This window comes from Flavobacterium sp. FlaQc-28, from assembly GCF_044007415.1.
Classification (GTDB): domain Bacteria; phylum Bacteroidota; class Bacteroidia; order Flavobacteriales; family Flavobacteriaceae; genus Flavobacterium.
Genome location: NZ_JBIPCM010000005.1, coordinates 179,550 through 202,357, shown reverse-complemented (window position 1 = coordinate 202,357; position 22,808 = coordinate 179,550). Strand labels below are relative to the sequence as shown.

Genomic DNA, 22,808 nt, shown 5'->3' with positions numbered 1-22,808 from the left:
ATGAAAAAATTAATCCTATTAGTTTGTGCAACATTATTGATAAGTTGTGACAATAAAGAAACTTCAAAAAAAGAAGAGCATAAAACCCATGAAGAGCAAATGGCTGAAATGTTTCCCAAGCCAAAAGTGCAAATCAAAACAGTAGGGATTTTATTATATGATAATTATGCAGTGCTAGATGCAATGGGACCATTTCACGTATTTAGTGACATGATGGGTGTAGAAGTCTTTTTTGTTGGAAGGCATAAAGGAATTGTTACCACTATGAATGGAATGAAAGTGCAGTGCGATAAATCAATTGATGATGTAAAGCAGTTGGATATTTTGCTTATTCCCGGAGGTCTAAATGAAACTTATGCATTAACAAAAGATAAAGTTTTACTTGATTGGATAAAAATGATTGATAAAAATTCAAAATATACAACGAGCGTTTGTACAGGTGCTTGGGTTTTGGCTGCAACGGGTCTTTTAGATGGTAAAAATGTATCTAGTCATTGGTACGGAAAGAAACTTTTAGCTGAAAAATACGATGTAAAAGTAGTGGATCAGCGTTATACAAACAGCGGTAAATACTGGACGAGTGCCGGTGTTTCTGCAGGGATCGATATGAGCTTGGCAATTGTTCGAGACATTAACGGAGATAATTATACCAAAGCGGTAATGCTAGATCTGGAGTACGCTCCAAAACCACCTATTGAAGGAGGCACTGTAGAAAATACAGATCCTGCAATTGTTGAAAGTATGCGAGGAATGTATGATTCCGTATTACTTCCTTTTGTAAAACAAACTGATAAAAAATAATTATTGGTCTATTTGACCTATTGACATTACATTAAAATCATTACTAATAATGAAAAAAAAGATATTTTTTGTGTTGGCTTTGGTGGCTTCGCTACAAATCTGTGCACAAAAAAAGGACAGCATCCCGGGCAAATATACCCTAATGGACGAAGTGATTATTGAAGGTGTCAGAAAATCTAAGGACGTATCGAGCGAACTGGCCTCAAAACTCCCAATTAAAAACTTAGAAAACCCCCAGGTTACTGCTTCGGTTTCCCCGCAGCTGATTAAAAACAGAAATTTTTACACCCAGGGCGAAATGCTGCACAATGCCGCTGGTGTTGCCCCGAGCTGGGCCGGTATTTCACCTTATTATTCCATTAGGGGATTTCGTACGCGTTCGAGTTTTAGAAATGGCGTAAACGGTTATGTCGCCTCTGATATGGATCCGGTCAGCACAGCACAGCTTGAGGTTATCAAAGGACCAAGCGCCGTAATTTTTGGAGGAGGCGGTGCTACTATGATTACTTTTGGCGGACTGATTAATCGTGTAACCGTAAAACCCCAGCATACCACTTTTGCCGACATTAGTGCAACGGGCGGATCTTACAATCTGCAGCGAGCCACCCTTGATATTAACAGACCACTTGATAAAGACGCAAAGGTTCTTGCCAGATTAACTGGTGCTTACACCTACAACGGTTCTTTTCAGGATCAGGGTTTTTCAAAAACGTTTTTTTTAGCTCCCAGTATTTCTTACAAGATTAGCGATGATTTAAATATCCAGCTTGATGCCGAAATTTTAAACAAAACCGCTACGAATAATCCACTGTACCAAGTGGCTTTGGGGACTGCTAAATCGGCTGATGAACTCAATTTGGATTATCTGCGTTCCTTCCAGGACAATACGGTAACTTTGAATAATAAGGCGGTAAATATTTACGGAAAAATCATTTACAGGCTTTCAGAAAATTGGAAATCTGAAACCAATTTAATTTCCATCAACAATAAAACTCCGGGAGATTATATAAGGTTGAGACTCGATGATGACAGCCAGAATGTGACACGAAGAGTGTATAGAATGTATCCGGAAAATATTACCAGTCAGCAAATTCAGCAAGACTTTGTAGGGAATTTCAAAATTGGCAGTATTAAAAACCGACTAATTACTGGTGTTGAGTATTATCATTATCTCTACGGGATTGCCAGTAAATCTATGAATTTCACTAAAGTTTCGGCTACTGCTGCAGATCCTCAAAATGCTTATTTCAATAATGAATATATTTCTGATCAACTGGCTTCAAAACCTTATGGAGAGAATTATAATGCGATTCAGGATCATTATTCAGTATATGCTTCAGATGTTATCAACCCATTGGAGAATTTAAGTGTAATGCTTAGTGCCCGAATCAATTATATCAATAACAAAGGGACAGACGATTTGCTAACAGCAACAACTACTGGGGCTTATACACAAACGGCTATTTCTCCGAAATTAGGAATTAATTATCAGATTATTCCTGAAAGAATTGCATTGTTTGCCAATTATATGAATGGTTTTCAGCCGCAGGCACCTCAATCAGTAAACGGGCAGATGACCAATTTTGAGCCCGTTTATGGAAATCAATGGGAATCGGGAGTTAAAATCTCTCTGCAAAAGAACCTATTGGATGCCGTTTTGAGTTATTATAATATAGATGTAACCAATGTGGTAAGGCAGGACCCAAATGATACGGCTTCCTATCTGCAGAATGGCGAGCAGCGCAGTAAAGGATTTGAAGCAGATTTAGAATCAAATCCGATGGCAGGATTGTTTTTGCATGCAGGTTTTGCTTATAACGACAGTAAACTTATAGTCTCTGATGCACTTACTCAAGGTTTAAGACCTGTAGATGCTGGTCCTAAACTTTCCGGAACCTGGTATATCAATTACGCTCCGCAATCAAAAGCTTTGAGCGGTTTTTCTTTAGGCTTGGGCGGGAGTCATTATGGTAAAGATTTGATGATTAACAACACTAATGGTTCTTTTTCCACTAATGCTTATACCTTAATCAACTCAGTTATAAGTTTTGAGAAAACAGGATATGTTTTTTCTCTTTCTGCTAATAATCTGCTCAACGAGCATTATTGGTATGGCGGCCGCGGTATGATTACCCCGGGAGTCCTGCGTGAGGTTATCTTATCTTTAAAATTAAAATTATAAAGCTGTTATTTAGAACTTAAAGTGAAAAAAATCACAAAAATATCATTTCAGCTGCACAGCTACCTCGGATTATTTTTCGGGGTGCTGTATTTGTTTTTTGGAATTTCGGGCGCTTTGCTGGTTTTTAAAAAAGACATTGAGTATTTCAATAACCCACCCATGCATTACTGCGTGAAGGGCGGCAAAACCATTTCATTAAACCAGATGTATCATAAAGTCTCTGAGCGGTATCCTCAGGCACGACAGATTATGCTGCACACTTTTCCAAGAAATACGTGCGATACTTACGAATTTATGATTTTTAATTATCAGGATAATGTAACTGATAATTATCTCTACTGCTGCATGGTAGACCCCTATACGGGAAAAATTGTAAGAGAGGGCGATTTTAGCTCTTTTGAATCCCCATTTTTTCGCTGGCTGTATCTTGCGCACTACTCACTTTTAATTGATAAACCAGGCAGGCTTATAACAGCCATTGCGGCCATTGCTTTACTGCTAAACTTAATTACGGGTATGATCATTTATCGTAAAAAGATATTTTCTACTCTAATATTTAGAGAGAAGTTAAATCGTAAATCTGCCAGAACCCTTAATTCATCACTGCACAGGATTATCGGTGTCTGGACTTTGATGCTTAATTTCATTCTTTTTTTTACGGGTTTCTGGATGAACAAAAGCCTTTTTTTACCAGCCGAGTGGGAATTAATTCCAAAGAAAGAACAGAATTATCAGGCAAAGGCAGATATAGACCAAGTGATAAAACAGGCCCGGGAGATTCCCAATTTCAGGCCAATTGCCGTAAAAATCCCCGCTGATAAGAAAACGGACATTGTTGTAAGCGGCGAGTTTTCCGATACCCAAAACCCGCTGTATTTCGGTAAAGGCAGCGACGTTTATTACGACAGTGATAATGGAAATTGGATCAAAACGATACGGATTGAAGAAAAACCATTTTCAGACCGGTTTTATTGGATGATGAAACAGCTTCACCGGGGTGATTATGATAATTTATTTATTAAAATTCTTTATGTATTTGTCGGATTCAGTCCTGCAATTCTTTCCATTACAGGATTTTTTCTTTGGAGAAGAAAAAGGAGAAAGCAATAACTGCTTAAAAACGGTTTGAACTTGATTATGAAAATAATAGGTTTATATTATATTGTAATGGTTTAATATATTAAAAGTTAAGTGGTCTAAACTTAAAAAATATATTGTACCCCTCGTATTTACTCAGAATTACTTATAGAGCCATAAAGTCTCTAGATAGACTTTATGGCTCTTTTTATATCTCCTTAACAAAAATGGGAAATACTTAAATCAGTTAAGTGTAAGCCTAAGATTTTTTTTACACGTTTATGTACGTATTAATACGTGTTTTTTTTTAGTTAATACTCTAATTACTTTATTTAACTCGTCACATTCCATTATCTCTATAGACCAATCAAGATTTTTTCTTTCATTGATGCGATTTCTTTTTCAAGTCTTTCCAAGATTAATAAGCTATTCTCAGGTTCTAAGGATGCTTTTTTATTCAATTTATTTCTCAATTCAATCATCTGCCGACCAACCGTCTGCTGCTCGGTTATTGCATATTCTTCAGTCTGTTGTACTGATCGATGCCCGAGCATTTCTTTGACAATATGAATTGGTACATCATTAGCAAGCGTAACAGTACTTCCAAAAGTTCGTCTTGCCTTATGGGTATTTAATACACAAGTAATCCCACACAGATCAGCAATTTCTTTTAGGTAAGCATTCATTTTTTGATTTGATTTTACAGGAAGAACGGTTCCTCTGTTAAGACAAAGCGGATGATCTTTGTATTTTTCTATAATTTCAAGAGCCTTGGGCAGTAATGGAATATTTGTTTCTGATTCTGTTTTTTGGCGGTCAGACATAATCCAATATTCACCATCAATACCTATCTTAATATCTTCTTTTTTAAGTTGGAATGCATCAATGTATGCAAGACCAGTATAACATTGGAAAATAAATACATCGCGTATGACAGCCAACCTTGGAGTAGAAAAAACATGATTTTCAATCTTATGTAATTCCACTGCCGTGAGTGGTTTTTTCTTCGTTTTTGTTTTTTTTCCTTTAAATTTCTTAAATGGATCTTCCTTAATAATTTCCTTATCAAGTGCTCGTCTCACAATTTTCCTGAAATTTGTAATGTACTTTAATGCAGTGTTGTTATTACAGTTCTTAATGGTTTTGAGATAAAATTCATAATCTTTTATAAATTCGTAGTTTAAGTCCCTGAATTCCATATCTTCCAAGTTGAATTTAAATGATAGAAATTCTTTTAGGTGTTTTTTAGATATTTCAAAACGTTCATGAGTACCAATAGCATATTCTCCCTTGCCTACAAGAGCTAGTAATTCGTTATTATGCTTTAGGAATTCCTCAAGGATTTTTACTTTTGGGGCTATTCGTCCCATAATAAAATCTATTATTTTTTGAGATGTAATAGAACTTTCCGCATAAAGTAAATCATTTCTATATTGATTAACTTTAGTCTCAATTGTAGTAAGAAAAAAATTAGTGGTCTTGGCATCTTCTTTTGTACCTACAGCTCTTTCGGCTTTTTGATCCCACCTGTTAATATCCCATTTGCGTTTGGTGGAAGTTTCCTTAGGGATTCCATCAACGATAACTCTTAGGTAAATATACCTGAGATTGTTCTTTTTACGTGGAGCCTTCAAAAAGAAGGTTAATCCAAAACTGCTTTCTAACATAATTCAACAATTTAAATTAGTAAATGTCGAACTATAGCGTCTTAAAATCAAGTCGTTAACGTATTTTACATGTTGATAATCAGTTATTTGAACTTTATTTTGTGGCACATTTTTTTAAAATTTAAAAGTGCCACAAAAATGCCATGTAATTTTGAGCGTTTTTGAAAATTTTGGAGGAAACAGGTAGAAATAAAAAAACCTGCAAATCCGAAATTTGCAGGTTTTTAGTAAGATTGTGGAACTTTATAATATCATTCCTAAAATAGGTGGTGGGCGATGAGGGGTTCGAACCCCCGACCCCCTCGGTGTAAACGAGGTGCTCTGAACCAGCTGAGCTAATCGCCCTATTTTACTAGGCTGCTATCATTTCGTGATTGCGAGTGCAAATATACAGCTAGATTTCGTATTTGCAAGCATATTTTCAAAAAAAATGAAATATTTTTTTGCTTTTATATTTACCACTCTATTTTTCAGCTTTTTAAACAAAACATAAAAAGCACCGTTTTCTTACTATTTAGTTAAAAAGCAAAATCTGAATGTCTAATTTATAATAACACTTTGTATTCGCTTGCTATAGTCATACATTTGCATTACTTTAATTGTATATACAAATGGCAAGATTTCAAGAAAACGATTTACCTAAAGCTAAATTAGACTCTAATTCTCTTCAAAAAGCACTCAGAATTTTTAAATACGGTAAAAACCATAAATGGAAATTTTTTCTAGGCTTAATTTTTCTACTACTAACCAGCGCCACTGCCCTCGCCTTTCCTAAATTAATGGGAATGCTTGTAGACTGCGTAACTAAGAAAGATTTAAATAGAGCCAATGAAATTGCTGTAGCATTAATGGTTATATTGACACTACAAGCGATATTCTCCTTTTTCAGGATTTCACTTTTCGTAAACTTTACCGAAAACTCATTATCTAATATTCGTTTTGCCTTATACGAAAATTTGGTTAAGCTGCCAATGTCATTCTTTTCACAAAAACGCGTTGGAGAATTAAACAGCCGAATAAGTGCTGATATATCGCAATTGCAAGACACTTTCACCACAACAATTGCAGAATTCTTACGTCAGCTTATATTAATCATTGGAGGCTTTATAATATTAGGGAGTATTAGCCCGAAATTAACTCTTATGATGCTGGCAATTGTGCCGGTAGTTGCTGTGGCTGCAGTCGTATTTGGAAGGTTTATTCGCAAATACGGAAAGAAAACTCAAGATAAAGTTGCCGAAAGCCAAGTAATCGTTGAGGAAACATTACAAGGAATCAGCAATGTTAAAGCTTTTGCTAACGAATGGTATGAAATTCAGCGTTACAAAAATAAAATCAAAGAAATCGTAAAAATTGCTATCAAAGGCGGTCAATATAGAGGTTACTTCGCTTCCTTTATTATACTATGCCTTTTTGGATGCGTAGTAGCTGTAGTTTGGTATGGTATTACATTAACCATAAAAGGAGAAGTTGAAGGAGTTGGAGATTTAATTTCTTTTGTCCTTTATACTACTTTCATTGGCGCTTCTTTTGGAGGAATTGCCGAAATGTATGCACAGATTCAAAAGGCAGTTGGAGCAACCGAACGTGTTTTTGAATTGTTAGAAGAAAAACCGGAAGAAATTAATGCAAAACCAAATGCATCAACTTTAGAAAAAATAAAAGGAAATGTTACTTTTAAAAATGTAGCATTCAGTTATCCTTCTCGCAAAGAAGTTCAAGTTCTTAAAGATGTCAATTTCTCTGCTGCTTTTGGACAAAAAATTGCAATTGTCGGTCCGAGCGGTGCAGGAAAATCAACAATTTCCTCTTTGCTCCTTCGTTTTTACGATATTACTTCGGGAGAAATTACGGTTGACGGAAAAAACATTTACGACTACGATCTAGAAAATCTTCGCGGCAATATGAGTATCGTACCTCAGGACGTAATATTATTTGGAGGAACCATAAAAGAAAACATTGCTTATGGTAAACCAAATGCATCTGAGGAAGAAATTATAGCAGCTGCAAAACAAGCAAATGCTTTTAATTTTGTGGATGGTTTCCCAGAAAAATTTGAGACTTTAGTTGGAGAACGCGGTGTTAAGTTATCTGGAGGACAACGTCAGCGAATAGCAATTGCACGAGCATTGCTTAAAAACCCAAGTATTTTAATTTTAGACGAAGCAACTTCATCATTAGACAGCGAAAGCGAAAAGCTGGTTCAAGAAGCTTTAGAGGTTTTAATGGAAGGAAGAACTAGTATCATCATCGCACACCGACTTTCGACAATCAGAAATGCAGATAAAATTTTGGTATTAGACAATGGTATAATTACTGAAGAAGGTACACATCAGGAATTGATAAATTTAGAAAACGGAATTTACAAAAATCTTAGTAATCTTCAATTTAGCAATTCTTAATTTATAAAATTCAATAAAAAAATAAGCCGTCTCATTTGAGACGGCTTATTTTTTTATTATCTGTTTATTTAATTAAACTCTTTCTTTTGTAATAATTTCTACAATCTCAGGATTTAATAAAGTTGAAGTATCTCCAAAATTAGAGAAATCACCCTCAGCTATTTTACGTAAAATTCTACGCATAATTTTTCCTGATCGTGTTTTTGGCAAACCAGAAACAAATTGAATCTTATCTAATTTTGCAATTGGCCCAATGTGATCAGAAATATATTGGTTGATCTCTTTACTCAAGTTTGATCTATCTCTAACCTCTCCTGTTTCTTTAAGAATAACGAAACCATACAAAGCATTTCCTTTAATGTCATGAGGGAATCCAACAATTGCAGATTCTGCTACCGCAGGATGCTCATTAATCGCATCTTCAATTGGAGCTGTTCCTAAATTATGCCCGGAAACAATTACAACATCATCTACTCTACCAGTAATTCTGTAATATCCAACTTCGTCTCTTAAAGCTCCGTCTCCTGTAAAATATTTTCCAGGGAAAGCAGAAAAATAAGTGTCTTTATAACGTTGGTGATCTCCCCAAATAGTTCTAGCAATTCCCGGCCAAGGAAACTTAATACATAAACTTCCAACTACTTGATTTCCTTCAATTTCATTACGTTTTTCATCCATTAAAACTGGCTGAATCCCCGGCAATGGCAAAGTTGCATATGTTGGTTTTGTTGGCGTTACAAATGCAATTGGCGAAATCATAATTCCTCCAGTTTCAGTCTGCCACCAAGTATCAACTACCGGACATCTTTTATCTCCAACGTGGTCATTAAACCAGTGCCAAGCTTCTTCGTTAATTGGTTCTCCAACAGATCCAATAACTTTAAGTGATTTTAGAGGATATTTTTGAATATAATCTAAACTTTCTTTTGCTAACGAACGTATTGCTGTTGGCGCTGTATAAAATTGTGTAATTTTATGTTTCTCGATAATATCCCAAAAACGGCTGAAATCTGGGTAAGATGGAACTCCTTCAAAAATTACAGTAGTTCCTCCATTTAATAACGGTCCGTATAATATATAAGAGTGACCAGTAATCCAACCTATATCTGCAGTACACCAGAAAATATCATTTTCTTCATAGCTGAAAACATTTTTGAATGTATATGCTGTGTAAACCATATATCCAGCTGTGGTATGAACCATTCCTTTTGGTTTCCCAGTTGATCCCGAAGTATATAAAATAAACAACGGATCTTCTGCATCCATAATTTCGGCTACACTATTGTCTAAAGCAGCATCTAATAAAGGCTGTAACCATTCGTCACGACCTTCTTTCATTGCAACTTCAGTTTTAGTTCTTTTTACAACCAAAACTTTAGAAACTGATGGACAGCTGTCTAACGCCTCATCAACAATACCTTTTAAATCAATAGTTTTGTTTCCTCTGTAACCTCCATCAGATGTAATAACCATTTTACATTCACAGTCATTGATTCTTGCAGAAACTGCTGAAGCAGAGAATCCTGCAAAAACTACAGAGTGAATAGCACCAATTCTTGCACAAGCCAAAACTGAAACAGCCAATTCTGGAATCATTGGCAAGTAGATGCAAACTCTATCTCCTTTACGAACTCCTTGCTCACGCAGCACATTCGCCATTTTTGAAACTCTTTCGTATAATTCATTATACGTTATATGTAAAGCACTTTCAGACGGATCATTCGGTTCAAAAATAATTGCCGTTTTTTCTCCTCTTTTACTTAAGTGTCTATCAATACAATTTTTAGTAATATTAACTTTCGCCTCTGTAAACCATTTTACTTCAGCATCAGCCATATTAAAATCAACTACTTTTTCCCATTGTTGGTACCAAGTAAAATTTTCTTCTGCAATTTTCCCCCAAAATTTTCTTGGCTCCCTTATTGACTTATTGTAATGTTTAAAATATTGTTCTAAATTTTCAATTTTATAATAACTCATATGTTTGTGGAATTTTTTTATAAAAGTATTAAATCTCAGTCTATTCTTAAAATTATTTAATTTATAAATTTTATCAAAAAAAAACACATATTAAAAAAAATACTCGCTTTTTTTGAAGTTATTCTAAAAAAATACATTTTTGAAATAAAATGTAAATTGAAAAAAGGTATGACAAACTAAACTATCATACCTTTTTACATTAACAAATTTCAATAACAATTAATTCTGTAATTCTGCATTACCACGCTTTTTTCTATTTTGAAAATAGCAGCATCCTTATTAATTAAAAAAGAAATTTCAACAAGTACATTTTCCTAAAAAAACATACCCTTTTTAAGGGATCTGCTTCACTTAACTTACTTAAATCATTGAAGTTAAGTGAATGCATCATGCATCTATATCTATTTTTTTTTAATAAGTGCTTACTAATTCAAAATATTAATTTAAAACATTGATACAGTGCAAACTCCACAACATTCGTATGTATGGAAATTCCCAAATTTATTATCCAATTTTTTTCATTGCTGTCATAGACTCTCTTAACCATGCTCCTACTTCTTCGATAGGATGCTGACGGATTTCTTTATTTACAGCAATTAAAACTGCATTATCTACTCCGTTTGTAGTCGAGAATGATTTACCAATTATATTAGTATCAACAGTTTTCATAAATTCTGTCAATAACGGTTTACATGCATGATCAAATAAATAACAGCCATATTCTGCAGTATCAGAAATTACGCGGTTCATTTCGAACAATTTCTTTCTTGCAATAGTATTTGCAATTAATGGCAATTCGTGAAGAGACTCATAATAAGCAGATTCTTCGATAATTCCAGCTTCAGTCATAGTTTCAAAAGCCAATTCAACACCAGCTTTAACCATTGCAATCATTAATACTCCATTATCAAAATATTCTTGTTCTGAGATTGGAGCTTCTTGTGGAGCTGTTTTCTCGAAGTTAGTTTCTCCAGTTGCAGCTCTCCATTTTAATAAATTAACATCATCATTTGCCCAGTCAATCATCATAGTTCTTGAGAATTCTCCAGAAATAATATCATCTTGGTGTTTTTGAAATAACGGACGCATAATATCTTTCAATTCTTCTGCTAATTCGTAAGCTTCAATTTTTGCAGGATTTGATAAACGATCCATCATATTTGTAATACCACCATGTTTCAAAGCTTCAGTGATAGTTTCCCATCCGTACTGAATTAATTTTGAAGCATAAGCCTTATCGATTCCTTTTTCAACCATTTTATCAAAACATAAAATAGATCCAGTTTGCAATAATCCGCAAAGAATAGTTTGCTCACCCATTAAATCTGATTTTACTTCCGCTACGAAAGATGATTTTAAAACTCCTGCTTTATGACCTCCAGTTGCTACAGCGTAAGCTTTTGCCTGATCTAAACCAAATCCGTTTGGATCATTCTCTGGGTGAACCGCAATAAGCGTTGGTACTCCAAAACCTCTTTTATATTCCTCACGCACCTCAGAACCTGGGCATTTAGGAGCACACATAATTACTGTAATATCTTTACGAATCTGCATTCCTTCTTCAACAATATTAAAACCGTGAGAATATGCTAAAGTCGATCCTTGTTTCATTAATGGCATAATAGCAGTTACTACAGCCGTGTGTTGTTTATCTGGTGTAAGATTACAAACTAAATCAGCAGTTGGAATTAATTCTTCATAAGTACCTACTTTAAAACCGTTTTCAGTTGCATTTTTGTATGAAGCTCTCTTTTCAGCAATTGCATCTGCACGCAATGCATAAGAAATGTCTAAACCAGAATCTCTCATGTTTAAACCTTGATTCAAACCTTGTGCACCACAACCTACAATAACAACTTTTTTTCCTGCTAATGCCGAAATTCCGTCTGCAAATTCTGATTGCTCCATAAATTCGCAAACTCCTAATTGTTCTAATTGTAATCTAAGCGGTAATGTATTGAAATAATTTGCCATTTTGTTTTAAAATATTTAATGAAATGAAATTTAATAATTGATTAATCTATAAATGTTTGTGATCGCAAAATCACGGTTTAATTGTTATTATTTAAAAGTTTCTAATAAAGATGAAATTTCCATTTTTTCTTTAGAAACCGAGATCCTTCCAGAACGTACAAACTGCATAATTCCGTAAGGTTTGAACTTTGCATATAATTCCTCTATTTCAGAACGTCTTCCCGATTTAGAAATCACAAAGAAATCTCTAGAAACTGTTACAATCGTAGATTGACTGTCTTTGATGATATTCTGAATTTGCTTTTCATCAAACAACAAACTTGATTGTATTTTAAATAAAGCATTCTCTAAATAAATAGTTTCTTCATCTGTATGATAGAAAGCTTTTATAACTTCAATTTGTTTTTCGATTTGTCCAACAATATTCTGAACCCATTTTTCAGTTGTATTTACCACAATGATAAACCTAGAAACATTTTCTATTTCTGATTCTGAAACGTTTAAACTTAATATATTAATGTGACGCTTTAAGAATATCCCAGATATTCTGTTCAACAATCCAACATTATTTTCTGAATATACCGATATGGTAAATGTTTTATCTTCCATTGTTTTTTTAGTTTTATTTGTTTCAGGTTTAAAGTTTCAAGTTTTGCTTAACTTGGAACATGAAACCTGAAACTTGAAACCTTTTTTTAGCTTAATCTAATTTCTGAAACACATGCTCCGGTTGGAATCATTGGAAAAACATTGTTTTCCTTTTCCACCATGACTTCTAAGAAGTATGAATCTTTTGAAGCAAGCATTTCCGCTACAGCTTCGTCTAAATCTTCACGTTGCGTTACTTTTTTAGATTTAATATGGTATCCTTCAGCAATAGCAACAAAATTTGGATTAATCATTTTTGTTGATGCATATCGGTTGTCAAAGAACAATTCCTGCCATTGACGTACCATTCCTAAAAATTCATTATTTAAAATAACAATCTTTACTGGAACCTGAGTTTGAAAAATAGTACCCAATTCCTGAATTGTCATTTGGAATCCTCCATCACCAATAATCGCTACAACTTCACGTTCTGGTTTTCCCATTTTAGCTCCAATTGCAGCCGGAAGTGCAAATCCCATTGTTCCTAATCCTCCAGAAGTAATATTACTTTTTGATGAATTAAATTTAGCATATCGACACGCAAACATTTGGTGTTGACCAACATCTGAAACAATAATTGCATCTCCTTTTGAATGTTTGTTGATCATTTCAATAGTTTCTCCCATTGAAATTCCTTTTCCATTCGTTGGGTTTAATTCTTCTTTTATAACCGAATTAAATTCTACTTCCTGTAAAGCTTTAAATTCATTATGCCATAAATCGTGAGATTTTGCATCCAACAATGGTAATAATGCTGCTAATGATTCTTTTACATCTCCTAAAACAGCAACTTCAGTCTTAACGTTTTTATCAACTTCTGCAGGATCAATTTCGAAGTGAATTACTTTTGCTTGTTTCGCATAAGTAGCTAATTTCCCCGTAACACGGTCGTCAAAACGCATTCCGAAGGCGATTAGAACATCACATTCGTTAGTTAATAAGTTTGGTGCATAATTTCCGTGCATTCCTAGCATTCCAACGTTCAACGGATGATCTGTTGGTAAAGCTGAAAGTCCTAGAATTGTCCATGCTGCCGGAATACCTGATTTTTCTACTACCGCTTTGAATTCTGCTTCGGCCTGACCTAAAATAATTCCCTGACCGAAAACAATAAAAGGTTTTTTAGCGCTATTGATTAAAGCTGCAGCTTCAGCAACTTTATCTGCATTTAACTTAGGAACAGGAACATAACTTCTGATTCCTTTGCATTTTTCATAACTAAAATCAAACTCGTCAAACTGAGCATTTTTAGTAATATCAATCAATACCGGACCCGGACGGCCAGAACGAGCAATATAAAAAGCTTTAGCAATTATTTCCGGAATTTGAGAAGCTTCAGTTACCTGAAAATTCCATTTTGTAACCGGAGTTGAAATCCCGATAATATCAGTTTCCTGAAAAGCATCAGAACCTAATAAATGTCTTCCAACTTGTCCTGTAATACAAACCATTGGTGTTGAATCGATTTGCGCATCTGCAATTCCAGTTACTAAATTTGTAGCACCCGGTCCTGAAGTTGCAATTGCTACACCCACTTTTCCAGTAGCTCTAGCATAACCTTGAGCGGCATGCGTTGCACCTTGTTCATGACGAACTAATACGTGATGCAACTGATCTTGAAATTTATATAATTCGTCGTAAACTGGCATAATTGCTCCACCTGGGTAACCATAAACCAAGTCTACTCCTTCTTCTAACAAACATCTTATAACGGCTTCTGCCCCTGATATTTTCATAGTATATTGTTTTTCAAGAATCAACTTCAACTTTTCAATGATTCAGCTGATTCTTGATATTATTATTTTAAAATTAATTATCGGTAACACATCCTGTTGATGCACTCGAAACCGACTTAGCGTATTTAAGTAAAACCCCTCTGTCAACTTTTAAAGCTGGCTGAACCCATGCCGCTTTTCTTGCCGCAAATTCTTCGTCAGATATCTTCAGGTCGATTGTATTTTTCACCGCATCGATGGCAATTATATCACCATCTTTTACTAGTGCAATACCTCCTCCGTCATATGCTTCTGGTGTAACGTGTCCTACCACGAAACCGTGCGAACCTCCGGAGAATCTACCATCAGTGATTAGTGCACAAGTGCTGCCTAATCCGGCTCCAATAATTGCAGATGTAGGTTTTAGCATTTCAGGCATTCCCGGACCACCTTTTGGTCCACAACCTCTAATGACGACTACATTGCCTGGTTTAATTTTTCCGGCCTGAAGACCTGGAATTACTTCAAATTCACCTTCAAATACAACAGCTGGGCCTTCGAAATATTCTCCTTCTTTTCCGCTGATTTTCGCCACAGCACCTTCAGAAGCAAGATTTCCGTATAAAACCTGAATATTTCCAGTTGGTTTTAACGCTTTTTGAATTTCATGAATTACTTCTTGTCCGTCTTGTAAATCCGGAGTTGAAGCTAAATTCTCAGCAACTGTTTTCCCTGTTACAGTCAAACAATCTCCATGAATCAATCCAACTTTCAATAGATATTTCATTACTCCCGGAATACCTCCAACTTCATGGATATCTTCCATCATATATTTTCCACTTGGCTTCATGTCAGCAAGAACAGGTGTTCTGTCATTAATTGCCTGAAAATCATCCAAAGTAATTGTTATTCCAACAGAGTGCGCCATTGCAATTAAGTGCATAACTGCATTTGTAGAACCTCCTAAAACTGCTACGATTGTAATAGCATTTTCGAAAGCCTTGCGAGTCATAATATCTCTTGGCTTAATATCTTTTTCTAATAAAATTTTAATAGCTTCTCCTGCTGCAAGACATTCGTCTCTTTTTTCCTGACTTAAAGCAGGATTTGATGAACTGTATGGCATACTCATTCCTAATGCTTCAATTGCAGAAGACATAGTATTTGCAGTATACATACCACCACAAGCACCAGCTCCTGGACAAGCATTTTGAATAACTCCTTTAAAATCTTCCGGAGTAATTTCTCCTTTTACTTTTTTTCCTAAAGCTTCAAAAGCTGAAACGATATTCAAAGATTCACCTTTCCATTTTCCAGAGTGAATAGATCCTCCGTAAACCATCATGGATGGACGATTTAATCTTCCCATTGCGATTAACGCTCCAGGCATATTTTTATCACAACCAGGAATTGCAATAATACTGTCGTACCATTGTGCTCCTGCAACTGTTTCTATAGAATCTGCAATTACATCACGAGAAACCAATGAATAACGCATTCCTTCAGTACCGTTAGATATTCCGTCACTAACACCAATGGTATTAAAAATAAGTCCGACCAGATTCGCATCCCAAACACCTTTTTTAACATCTTTTGCTAAATCGTTCAAGTGCATGTTGCAAGTGTTACCATCGTAACCCATACTTACAATACCCACTTGTGCTTTCTTCAAATCTTCTTCAGTTAAACCAATACCGTACAACATTGCTTGAGCCGCAGGTTGTGTTTGATCTTGAGTGATGGTTTTGCTGTACTTATTTAATTCCATTATGTATTATTTTATTTTAATTTTTATTCAAAAAAAAACCTTCCAGTATTTGGAAGGTTTATAATATAGTTTTTCAATTATATTTATAACATTCCCTTTGCAGATGTGATTACCACATTGACAACAATGACAGAAGTTATAATAATTGAGTTTTGCATTCTTTTCTATTTTTAGTGTGACAAAAGTATAAAAACTTTAAGAACTAAAAAAATAAAATCTCAACATTTAAACCACTTCTTGTTATTTATTCTACATTTTTAACAAAATTAACTAAACAATTGTCGATTGTCCGATACTTACATTGTCATTATTGAAATAAAGTAAGTCATCTTTGCTGAAAATAAAATTGGAAACAAACTCCCCTACTTCATTCGTACCAAATTTTGAATCTGGTTTTAAATCAACTGTAACTACTTTAAATTCGATTGCTTTTTCAACAGCTTTATAAATTACATTTGCCTCTTTAGTTAATCCAAAATGCTCTAACAAAAGTGCTGCTGCTAAAATTGAAGCAATTGGATTGGCAATATTTTTTCCTTTTGCCTGTGGATATGATCCGTGAATTGGTTCGAACAAAGCATTTTTTTCTCCTAAAGATACTGATGGCAATAAACCAATAGATCCTGTAATTACACTCGCTTCATCAGATAAAATATCTCCGAACAAGTTCTCAGTCAAAATCACATCAAACTGTTTTGGATTCAAAATCAACTGCATTGCCGCATTATCAACAAATAAGAAATCTAATGTTACATCTGAATAATTTTCGCTCACTTTCTGAACTACTTTTCTCCATAATCTTGAGGTTTCCAAAACATTTGCTTTATCAACCAATGTTAGCTTCTTACGTCTTTTTTGTGCCGATTTAAAAGCTAAATGCGCAATTCTAGTGATTTCTTCTTCTGAATATTCACATAAATCTGAAGCATGTGTTCCTTCTTCATTTAATGTTTTAGCTCCAAAATAAGCACCTCCAGTTAATTCTCTAAAAATAGTAAAATCGGCTCCTTCAATAATTTCTCTTTTTAAAGGAGAAGCTTCAATTAAGGCTTTATAAGGTTTAATTGGACGAATATTTGCAAACAATCCTAATTCTTTTCGCAGTTTTAACAATCCTTGTTCTGGTCGAACTTTTGCTTTTGGATTGTTATCATATTTTGGATCACCAATAGCACCAAGCAAAACTGCATCTGTATTTAAACAAAGATTCAGCGTTTGTTCCGGGAGCGGGTTTCCTGTTTTGTCAATAGCAACAGCACCCATAAGTGCTTCTTCAAAAACAAATTCATGATTGTACACCTCGCCAATTGCATATAATGCTTTTTTGGCCTGTAAAATTACTTCTGGTCCAATTCCGTCTCCTGGTAAAACTGCTATTTTCAAATTCATAATGCCTCGTTCTTTATGTATTTAAATCTTATTTATTTATTTATCTTTCTTCTTTGTTCTATTCTCTAATTTTCTTTTCAACTAACTTCTAATTAAATCACCTTCGATTTTAGAAGCTTCAATAATCTGGTGAATGTCTGCATCCAAAACTTCTTTTTTAATATCAGCAAACTTCAAAAATTCAATGTAAACAATATCCAATTGCACTTTTGTAAGCTCGTAACCTACTTTTTTAGCACGATAAGCCAAAGCAGCTCTTCCGCTTCTAGCTGTTAAAATAATAGACGATTCGTTTACACCAACATCAAGCGGATCCATGATTTCATAAGTCGCTCTGTTTTTAATAACACCGTCTTGATGAATTCCTGAACTGTGTGCAAAAGCATTTGCTCCTACAATCGCTTTATTGGGCTGCACAATCATTCCCATACTTTCAGAAACTAAACGACTCATTTCGTTCAATTCTCTTGTATTAATATTAGTATCTAGATTTAAGTAAGGATGTTGCTTGAAAATCATTACTACTTCTTCAAGTGCAGTATTTCCAGCTCTTTCTCCAATACCATTAATAGTACATTCTATTTGTCTTGCTCCATTTATTGCTCCTGCTATTGAGTTTGCAGTTGCCATTCCTAAATCATTATGACAGTGACATGAAAGAATTACGTTTTCGATTCCTTTTACGTTTTCTTTTAAATATTTAATTTTTGCTCCATATTCTTCAGGTAAACAATATCCTGTTGTGTCAGGAATATTTAAAACCGTTGCTCCAGATTTAATTACTTCTTCGCAAACTTTTGCTAAAAATGCATTATCAGTTCTACCAGCATCTTCTGCGTAGAATTCTACATCTTCTACATATGTTTTTGCATGAGCTACAGCATACTTTGCTCTTGCGATAATATCTTCTGGTGTGGTATTTAATTTGTGGAGTATATGAGATTCAGATGTTCCGATTCCTGTGTGGATTCTAGGTCTTTTAGCATGCTTTAAAGCAGCTGCAGCAACATCAATGTCGTTTTTTACGGCTCTTGTCAATCCGCAGACGGTTGCATTTTCAACAATTTTACAAATCTCAGAGACCGATAAAAAATCGCCCGGACTTGACACAGGAAAACCTGCCTCGATGATATCAACTCCCATTTTGTCTAAACGTTCTGCGATAACTAATTTTTGCTTAGTATCTAACTTACATCCTGGAACTTGTTCACCATCTCGCAAAGTGGTGTCAAAAATTTGAACTTTCTCTCTATTCATATTCATTTATTTAATGTAATTTCACATCTTGATAACAAATATATATTGTACTTCTCCAGTACGAAATTCATTTTAATGAAATTATACTGTATATAACACAATTTATAACGATCTAAATTACTAATAATCAATAAGTTATTATATTATTTTTTACAATGGCTAACCATCAAAAAGATTTCTTATTTGTTCTTATAAAATCACTTTCTAAATCTGAAAAAAGGCAGTTTAAAATTTTTGCGAGTCGATTAGAAACAAGTTCGAATACTAAATTCATTGAATTATTCAATATTTTGGATAAATCTGAAACCTACGATGAAAAACTTATTTTGAAGAGCGGAAGCATCAAAAAGGTACAGCTATCTAATTTAAAATCATACTTATACAAGCAAATTCTGGTAAGCATTCGTTTGAATATTCCCAGCCAAAACATTCGTTATCAACTTCGTGAACAAATAGATTTTGCCGTTATACTTTATAATAAAGGTTTATACAAACAAAGTTTAAAGATTCTGGATAAGACTAAACATCAGGCGTTAGAGAATGACGAAAAATATATGGCGTATGAAATTGTTGAATTCGAAAAACTTATTGAGTCACAATATATCACACGAAGTATTCAGGGTCGCGCAGACGAATTGGTTGTACAAGCTAAAGAATTAAACTACCGTAATACAATTTCCAGCAAATTATCAAATCTTTCTCTTCAGTTATACGGAATCATGCTTAAAACGGGATACGTAAAAAGCGACGAAGAATACAAGTACATTGATGATTACTTTAATAAACATATTGCCAAATTAGATGAAAGTAAATTTGGTTTTCGAGAAAAATACTGGTTCTACAACGCCAATCTTTGGCGAAGTTTTCTAGTTCAGGACTTCTTAGCTAGTTATAAGTTTGCTTATAAATGGGTTAAACTTTTCTACGATAATCCAAATATGATTTATCTTAATCCTGTATTTTTCTTAAAAGGAAATCATTATTTTCTAGAATCGCTTTATATGTTAAAATATACTTCGAATTTTAAAAAATATCTTTTGTTGTTAGAAGAAACTATTGAAGATCCCAAGTTTCCTGTAAACGATAATATTGCATCGCTTTCGTTTTTATATGTATATAATAACAAACTAAACTTACATATTCTGGAAGGTACTTTTGCCGAAAGCGAATATTTAATTCCCGAAATTTTAGAAAAAATTAAACTGCACAGTGAGCATCTTGATGAACATCATGAAATGTTATTCTTTTACAAAATTGCTTCTATCTACTTTGGAAACGAAAAATACAATGAGTGCATCAATTACTTAGATAAAATCATAAACAACAAAAATCTATCGATGCGCGAAGATTTAATGTGTTTTGCCAGACTATTATCCTTAATTGCACATTATGAGCTGGGAAAAGATTATTACTTAGAAAATCATCTTAAAAACACTTATAAATTCCTAATCAAAATGAATGACTTACATGAAGTTCAAAAGGAAATTATTAAGTTCTTAAGAAACCTGAATAATTTCTATCCAGCGGACATAAAGAAAGAATTCAAAAAAATGCATGCACGTTTTGTTGAACTTGAAAAAAACACTTACGAAAAAAGAGCCTTTTTATATCTAGATATTATTTCATGGCTTGAAAGCAAAATTGAAAATCGCAAGATTGCTGATATTATAAAAGAAAAGGCGAAATTAAATAGTCGTTAAAAACAAAAGGCTTCCAGTGTTTGGAAACCTTTTTATTGTTTAAATCATCTATCTGCAATAGCAGCATGTAGAAGTTCCTGTAAGGCAAACATCTCCTTTACCTGGTGTGTTCGATAAAACTCCGCCAGCTTCTCCGCACAATCTGTCACATAAACCAATTGTTGGATTTACATATGGAAGTACGCCCCCAATAATAAATTTCTGTGCATTTTTAGTCAAAATCTCAATGTTTTTTAGGTTTTTTAAATTTTTCATAATTGCATGATTTGTTTGTTTTTCCTACTCTTTTAGCTTTTCAGATTACGCTTTAAACTTGATTGAATTAACTGATTTAAATTCAATCGACTGTCGTCTAAGTTAAAAATAAAAAGGTAATATTCGTACAAAAAATTAAAAATAATATTATAACAAATTCAATTTAAAAAAGTTACCAATCAAAACAGAGGATTCACTTTGATTCCAAAAGAAAATCAAAAGCGTTATTTAAATAAAAAACCCGATAAGTTAATATAACCTATCGGGCTCACAAAACTTCGAATTGAAGTTTTTAATTTTATTCTATAATATTAGAACTCGTTACATAAAAATCTTTATCTACTTCAATAGTTCTATTTTCATTTGTTGTTTTTTCTGATTTCCATTCTGTAGTAGGCTTCAACCAAGTTTCAACGCCATTTAATTTCACTCTTATCGGCATATCAAAATTAGCTACACAGTTTGTCCAATGATATCCGAAAGTTCCATTTTTAAACATATATTCAAAAACCGGAATTTGAGTTGTCGTTAGATATTGCGCATAAACTCTATTAAAATTAATTCCTGACTTTTCATTAATATAATCCTGAATTTGCTTACCGGTAACGGTTTGATGATAAAACGTTTTATTCATACCTCTTAAAATCGATTTCCATTTTGCACCGTCATTAATAACCTGACGAATCATGTGCAGCATATTTGCACCTTTTGGATACATATCACCTGAACCTTCATTGTTTACATCATAATGCCCAATAATAGGTTTGTCATTTTGAATATTTCTTCTACATCCAAATACATACTCTGCCGCGGCATCTTTTCCATAATAATATTCAATAAATAAACTTTCAGAATAGTTGGTAAAACTCTCGTGCACCCACATATCAGCTATATCTTTATAGGTAATATTATTTGCAAACCACTCATGTCCTGATTCATGAATAATAATAAAGTCAAACTTTAAGCCCCATCCTGTACCGCTTAAATCTCTTCCTTTATATCCCATTTTATAATCATTCCCATAAGTTATACTGCTTTGGTGTTCCATTCCTAAATAAGGAACTTCTACCAATTTGTAGCTGTCTTCATAAAAAGGATACGGACCAAACCAGCTTTCAAAGGCTTTCAGCATTCGCGGAGCATCTTTAAAATGCTCTTTAGCAATAGCCAAATTATCTCTTAAAACATAATAACTGCAATCTAAATCTCCTTTTTCGCCTTTAAATTTCTCAGAAAAATTAACGTAATCTGCAACATTTATATTTACACCATAATTATTTATAGGATTTGAAACATACCAGTTAAAAGTTTTAGTCCCATCTTTCTGTTTCTTAACACTTTGAAGTCTTCCGTTTGAAACACCAGTCAAATCTCCTGGAACATTCATACTGATCAGCATATTCTCAACTTCATCGTACATATGATCTTTATTTGGCCACCAAACACTTGCACCCAATCCTTGACAAGATGAAGCAATAAAATCTTTACCATTTTTATCTTTTTTCCAGCTGATTCCGCCATCCCAAGGAGCATTAACTGCTTCTCTAGGTTTTCCGCCAAATGAAATCACTATTTCTTTGACCTCACCAACCTTTTGTTTTTCTATTAAATCAATAAAAAAAGCGTTTCCATCACGTTTAAATTTCAAATCTTTTCCGCCCTGCGTAACTTTATAAATCTGCATTGGTTCCTGCAAATCAATCTGCATCTTATTATACTCTGATAATACGGTGTAACGAACAGTATTTAAACCTGTAATTGTTTTTTCCTTTGGATTTATTTTTACATCCAAATGATAGTATTTTAAATCCCACCAAGCTCTTTCCTTTGTAATACTTCCGCGTAAAGTATCCTGATGTGTAAAAACCGTTTCAGACTTCTTCAAAAGTCCTTGCGCATTGGCAGTAAAACCAATTAGAAAAGCAACTACTATACCTGTAAATCGTTTTTTCATTTCTCTAGAAATATGTGATTAATTAAGGAAATAATTTTA

General features: G+C 33.9%; 15 protein-coding genes and 1 tRNA gene. 5 read left to right on the top strand and 11 right to left on the bottom strand.

Features of this window, described 5'->3' with window-relative positions:
- From ACHRVL_RS14570 to ACHRVL_RS14560, 3 genes are read left to right on the top strand one after another with little or no spacing between them, the layout of a single operon-like run.
- Window positions 1–801 carry a DJ-1/PfpI family protein gene (locus ACHRVL_RS14570; protein ID WP_149207239.1) on the top strand — a complete coding sequence of 267 codons (801 nt, stop codon included), beginning with the start codon at window positions 1–3 and terminating at the stop codon, window positions 799–801.
- Window positions 802–850: 49 nt separating this feature from the next.
- On the top strand, window positions 851–2,983 hold the full coding sequence (locus ACHRVL_RS14565; protein ID WP_149207238.1) for a TonB-dependent siderophore receptor: 2,133 nt from the start codon (window positions 851–853) through the stop codon (window positions 2,981–2,983).
- 21 nt (window positions 2,984–3,004) lie between these two features.
- Window positions 3,005–4,093: a PepSY domain-containing protein gene (locus ACHRVL_RS14560; protein WP_149207237.1), complete on the top strand. Its 1,089-nt coding sequence runs from the start codon at window positions 3,005–3,007 to the stop codon at window positions 4,091–4,093.
- 323 nt (window positions 4,094–4,416) lie between these two features.
- On the opposite strand, the gene ACHRVL_RS14555 is transcribed toward ACHRVL_RS14560, so the two are convergent.
- Complete coding sequence (locus tag ACHRVL_RS14555) at window positions 4,417–5,727, bottom strand: site-specific integrase (protein ID WP_149207236.1); 1,311 nt, start codon at window positions 5,725–5,727, stop codon at window positions 4,417–4,419.
- Between the two features lie 267 nt (window positions 5,728–5,994).
- Window positions 5,995–6,072 (bottom strand) — tRNA-Val (locus tag ACHRVL_RS14550).
- A 266-nt stretch (window positions 6,073–6,338) separates the two neighbouring features.
- Here ACHRVL_RS14550 and ACHRVL_RS14545 point away from each other — a divergent pair.
- Window positions 6,339–8,129, top strand: coding sequence for an ABC transporter ATP-binding protein (locus ACHRVL_RS14545; RefSeq protein ID WP_395413949.1), 1,791 nt, complete (start codon window positions 6,339–6,341; stop codon window positions 8,127–8,129).
- A gap of 72 nt (window positions 8,130–8,201) precedes the next feature.
- On the opposite strand, the gene acs is transcribed toward ACHRVL_RS14545, so the two are convergent.
- The 7 genes from acs to ACHRVL_RS14510 all read right to left on the bottom strand — a co-directional run bounded on the left by acs (window position 8,202) and on the right by ACHRVL_RS14510 (window position 18,860).
- On the bottom strand, window positions 8,202–10,109 hold the full coding sequence (gene acs, locus ACHRVL_RS14540) for an acetate--CoA ligase (RefSeq protein ID WP_395413946.1): 1,908 nt from the start codon (window positions 10,107–10,109) through the stop codon (window positions 8,202–8,204).
- A 504-nt stretch (window positions 10,110–10,613) separates the two neighbouring features.
- Window positions 10,614–12,083 (bottom strand): ketol-acid reductoisomerase, encoded by a 1,470-nt coding sequence (gene ilvC, locus ACHRVL_RS14535; protein ID WP_129053830.1) that lies wholly within the window; start codon window positions 12,081–12,083, stop codon window positions 10,614–10,616.
- An 87-nt stretch (window positions 12,084–12,170) separates the two neighbouring features.
- Complete coding sequence (ilvN, locus tag ACHRVL_RS14530) at window positions 12,171–12,692, bottom strand: acetolactate synthase small subunit (RefSeq protein WP_089056006.1); 522 nt, start codon at window positions 12,690–12,692, stop codon at window positions 12,171–12,173.
- A gap of 86 nt (window positions 12,693–12,778) precedes the next feature.
- Window positions 12,779–14,467 carry a biosynthetic-type acetolactate synthase large subunit gene (ilvB, locus tag ACHRVL_RS14525; protein ID WP_395413943.1) on the bottom strand — a complete coding sequence of 563 codons (1,689 nt, stop codon included), beginning with the start codon at window positions 14,465–14,467 and terminating at the stop codon, window positions 12,779–12,781.
- A 73-nt stretch (window positions 14,468–14,540) separates the two neighbouring features.
- A complete protein-coding gene (gene ilvD / locus ACHRVL_RS14520; protein ID WP_395413940.1) occupies window positions 14,541–16,214 on the bottom strand; it encodes a dihydroxy-acid dehydratase in 1,674 nt (557 codons plus the stop codon).
- A 270-nt stretch (window positions 16,215–16,484) separates the two neighbouring features.
- Complete coding sequence (leuB, locus tag ACHRVL_RS14515) at window positions 16,485–17,603, bottom strand: 3-isopropylmalate dehydrogenase (protein WP_395413937.1); 1,119 nt, start codon at window positions 17,601–17,603, stop codon at window positions 16,485–16,487.
- An 81-nt stretch (window positions 17,604–17,684) separates the two neighbouring features.
- A complete protein-coding gene (locus tag ACHRVL_RS14510; RefSeq protein WP_089055993.1) occupies window positions 17,685–18,860 on the bottom strand; it encodes a 2-isopropylmalate synthase in 1,176 nt (391 codons plus the stop codon).
- A gap of 155 nt (window positions 18,861–19,015) precedes the next feature.
- Between ACHRVL_RS14510 and ACHRVL_RS14505 the strand changes: the two genes are divergently transcribed.
- Entirely contained in the window at window positions 19,016–20,560 is a 1,545-nt protein-coding gene (locus ACHRVL_RS14505; RefSeq protein ID WP_395413936.1) for a hypothetical protein, read from the top strand.
- A 48-nt stretch (window positions 20,561–20,608) separates the two neighbouring features.
- On the opposite strand, the gene ACHRVL_RS14500 is transcribed toward ACHRVL_RS14505, so the two are convergent.
- Both ACHRVL_RS14500 and ACHRVL_RS14495 read right to left on the bottom strand, forming a co-directional pair.
- Window positions 20,609–20,815, bottom strand: a complete 207-nt coding sequence (locus tag ACHRVL_RS14500; protein WP_129053834.1) for a hypothetical protein — start codon at window positions 20,813–20,815, stop codon at window positions 20,609–20,611.
- Between the two features lie 298 nt (window positions 20,816–21,113).
- Window positions 21,114–22,769, bottom strand: a complete 1,656-nt coding sequence (locus tag ACHRVL_RS14495) for a M1 family metallopeptidase (RefSeq protein WP_395413935.1) — start codon at window positions 22,767–22,769, stop codon at window positions 21,114–21,116.
- Window positions 22,770–22,808: the final 39 nt, after the last annotated feature.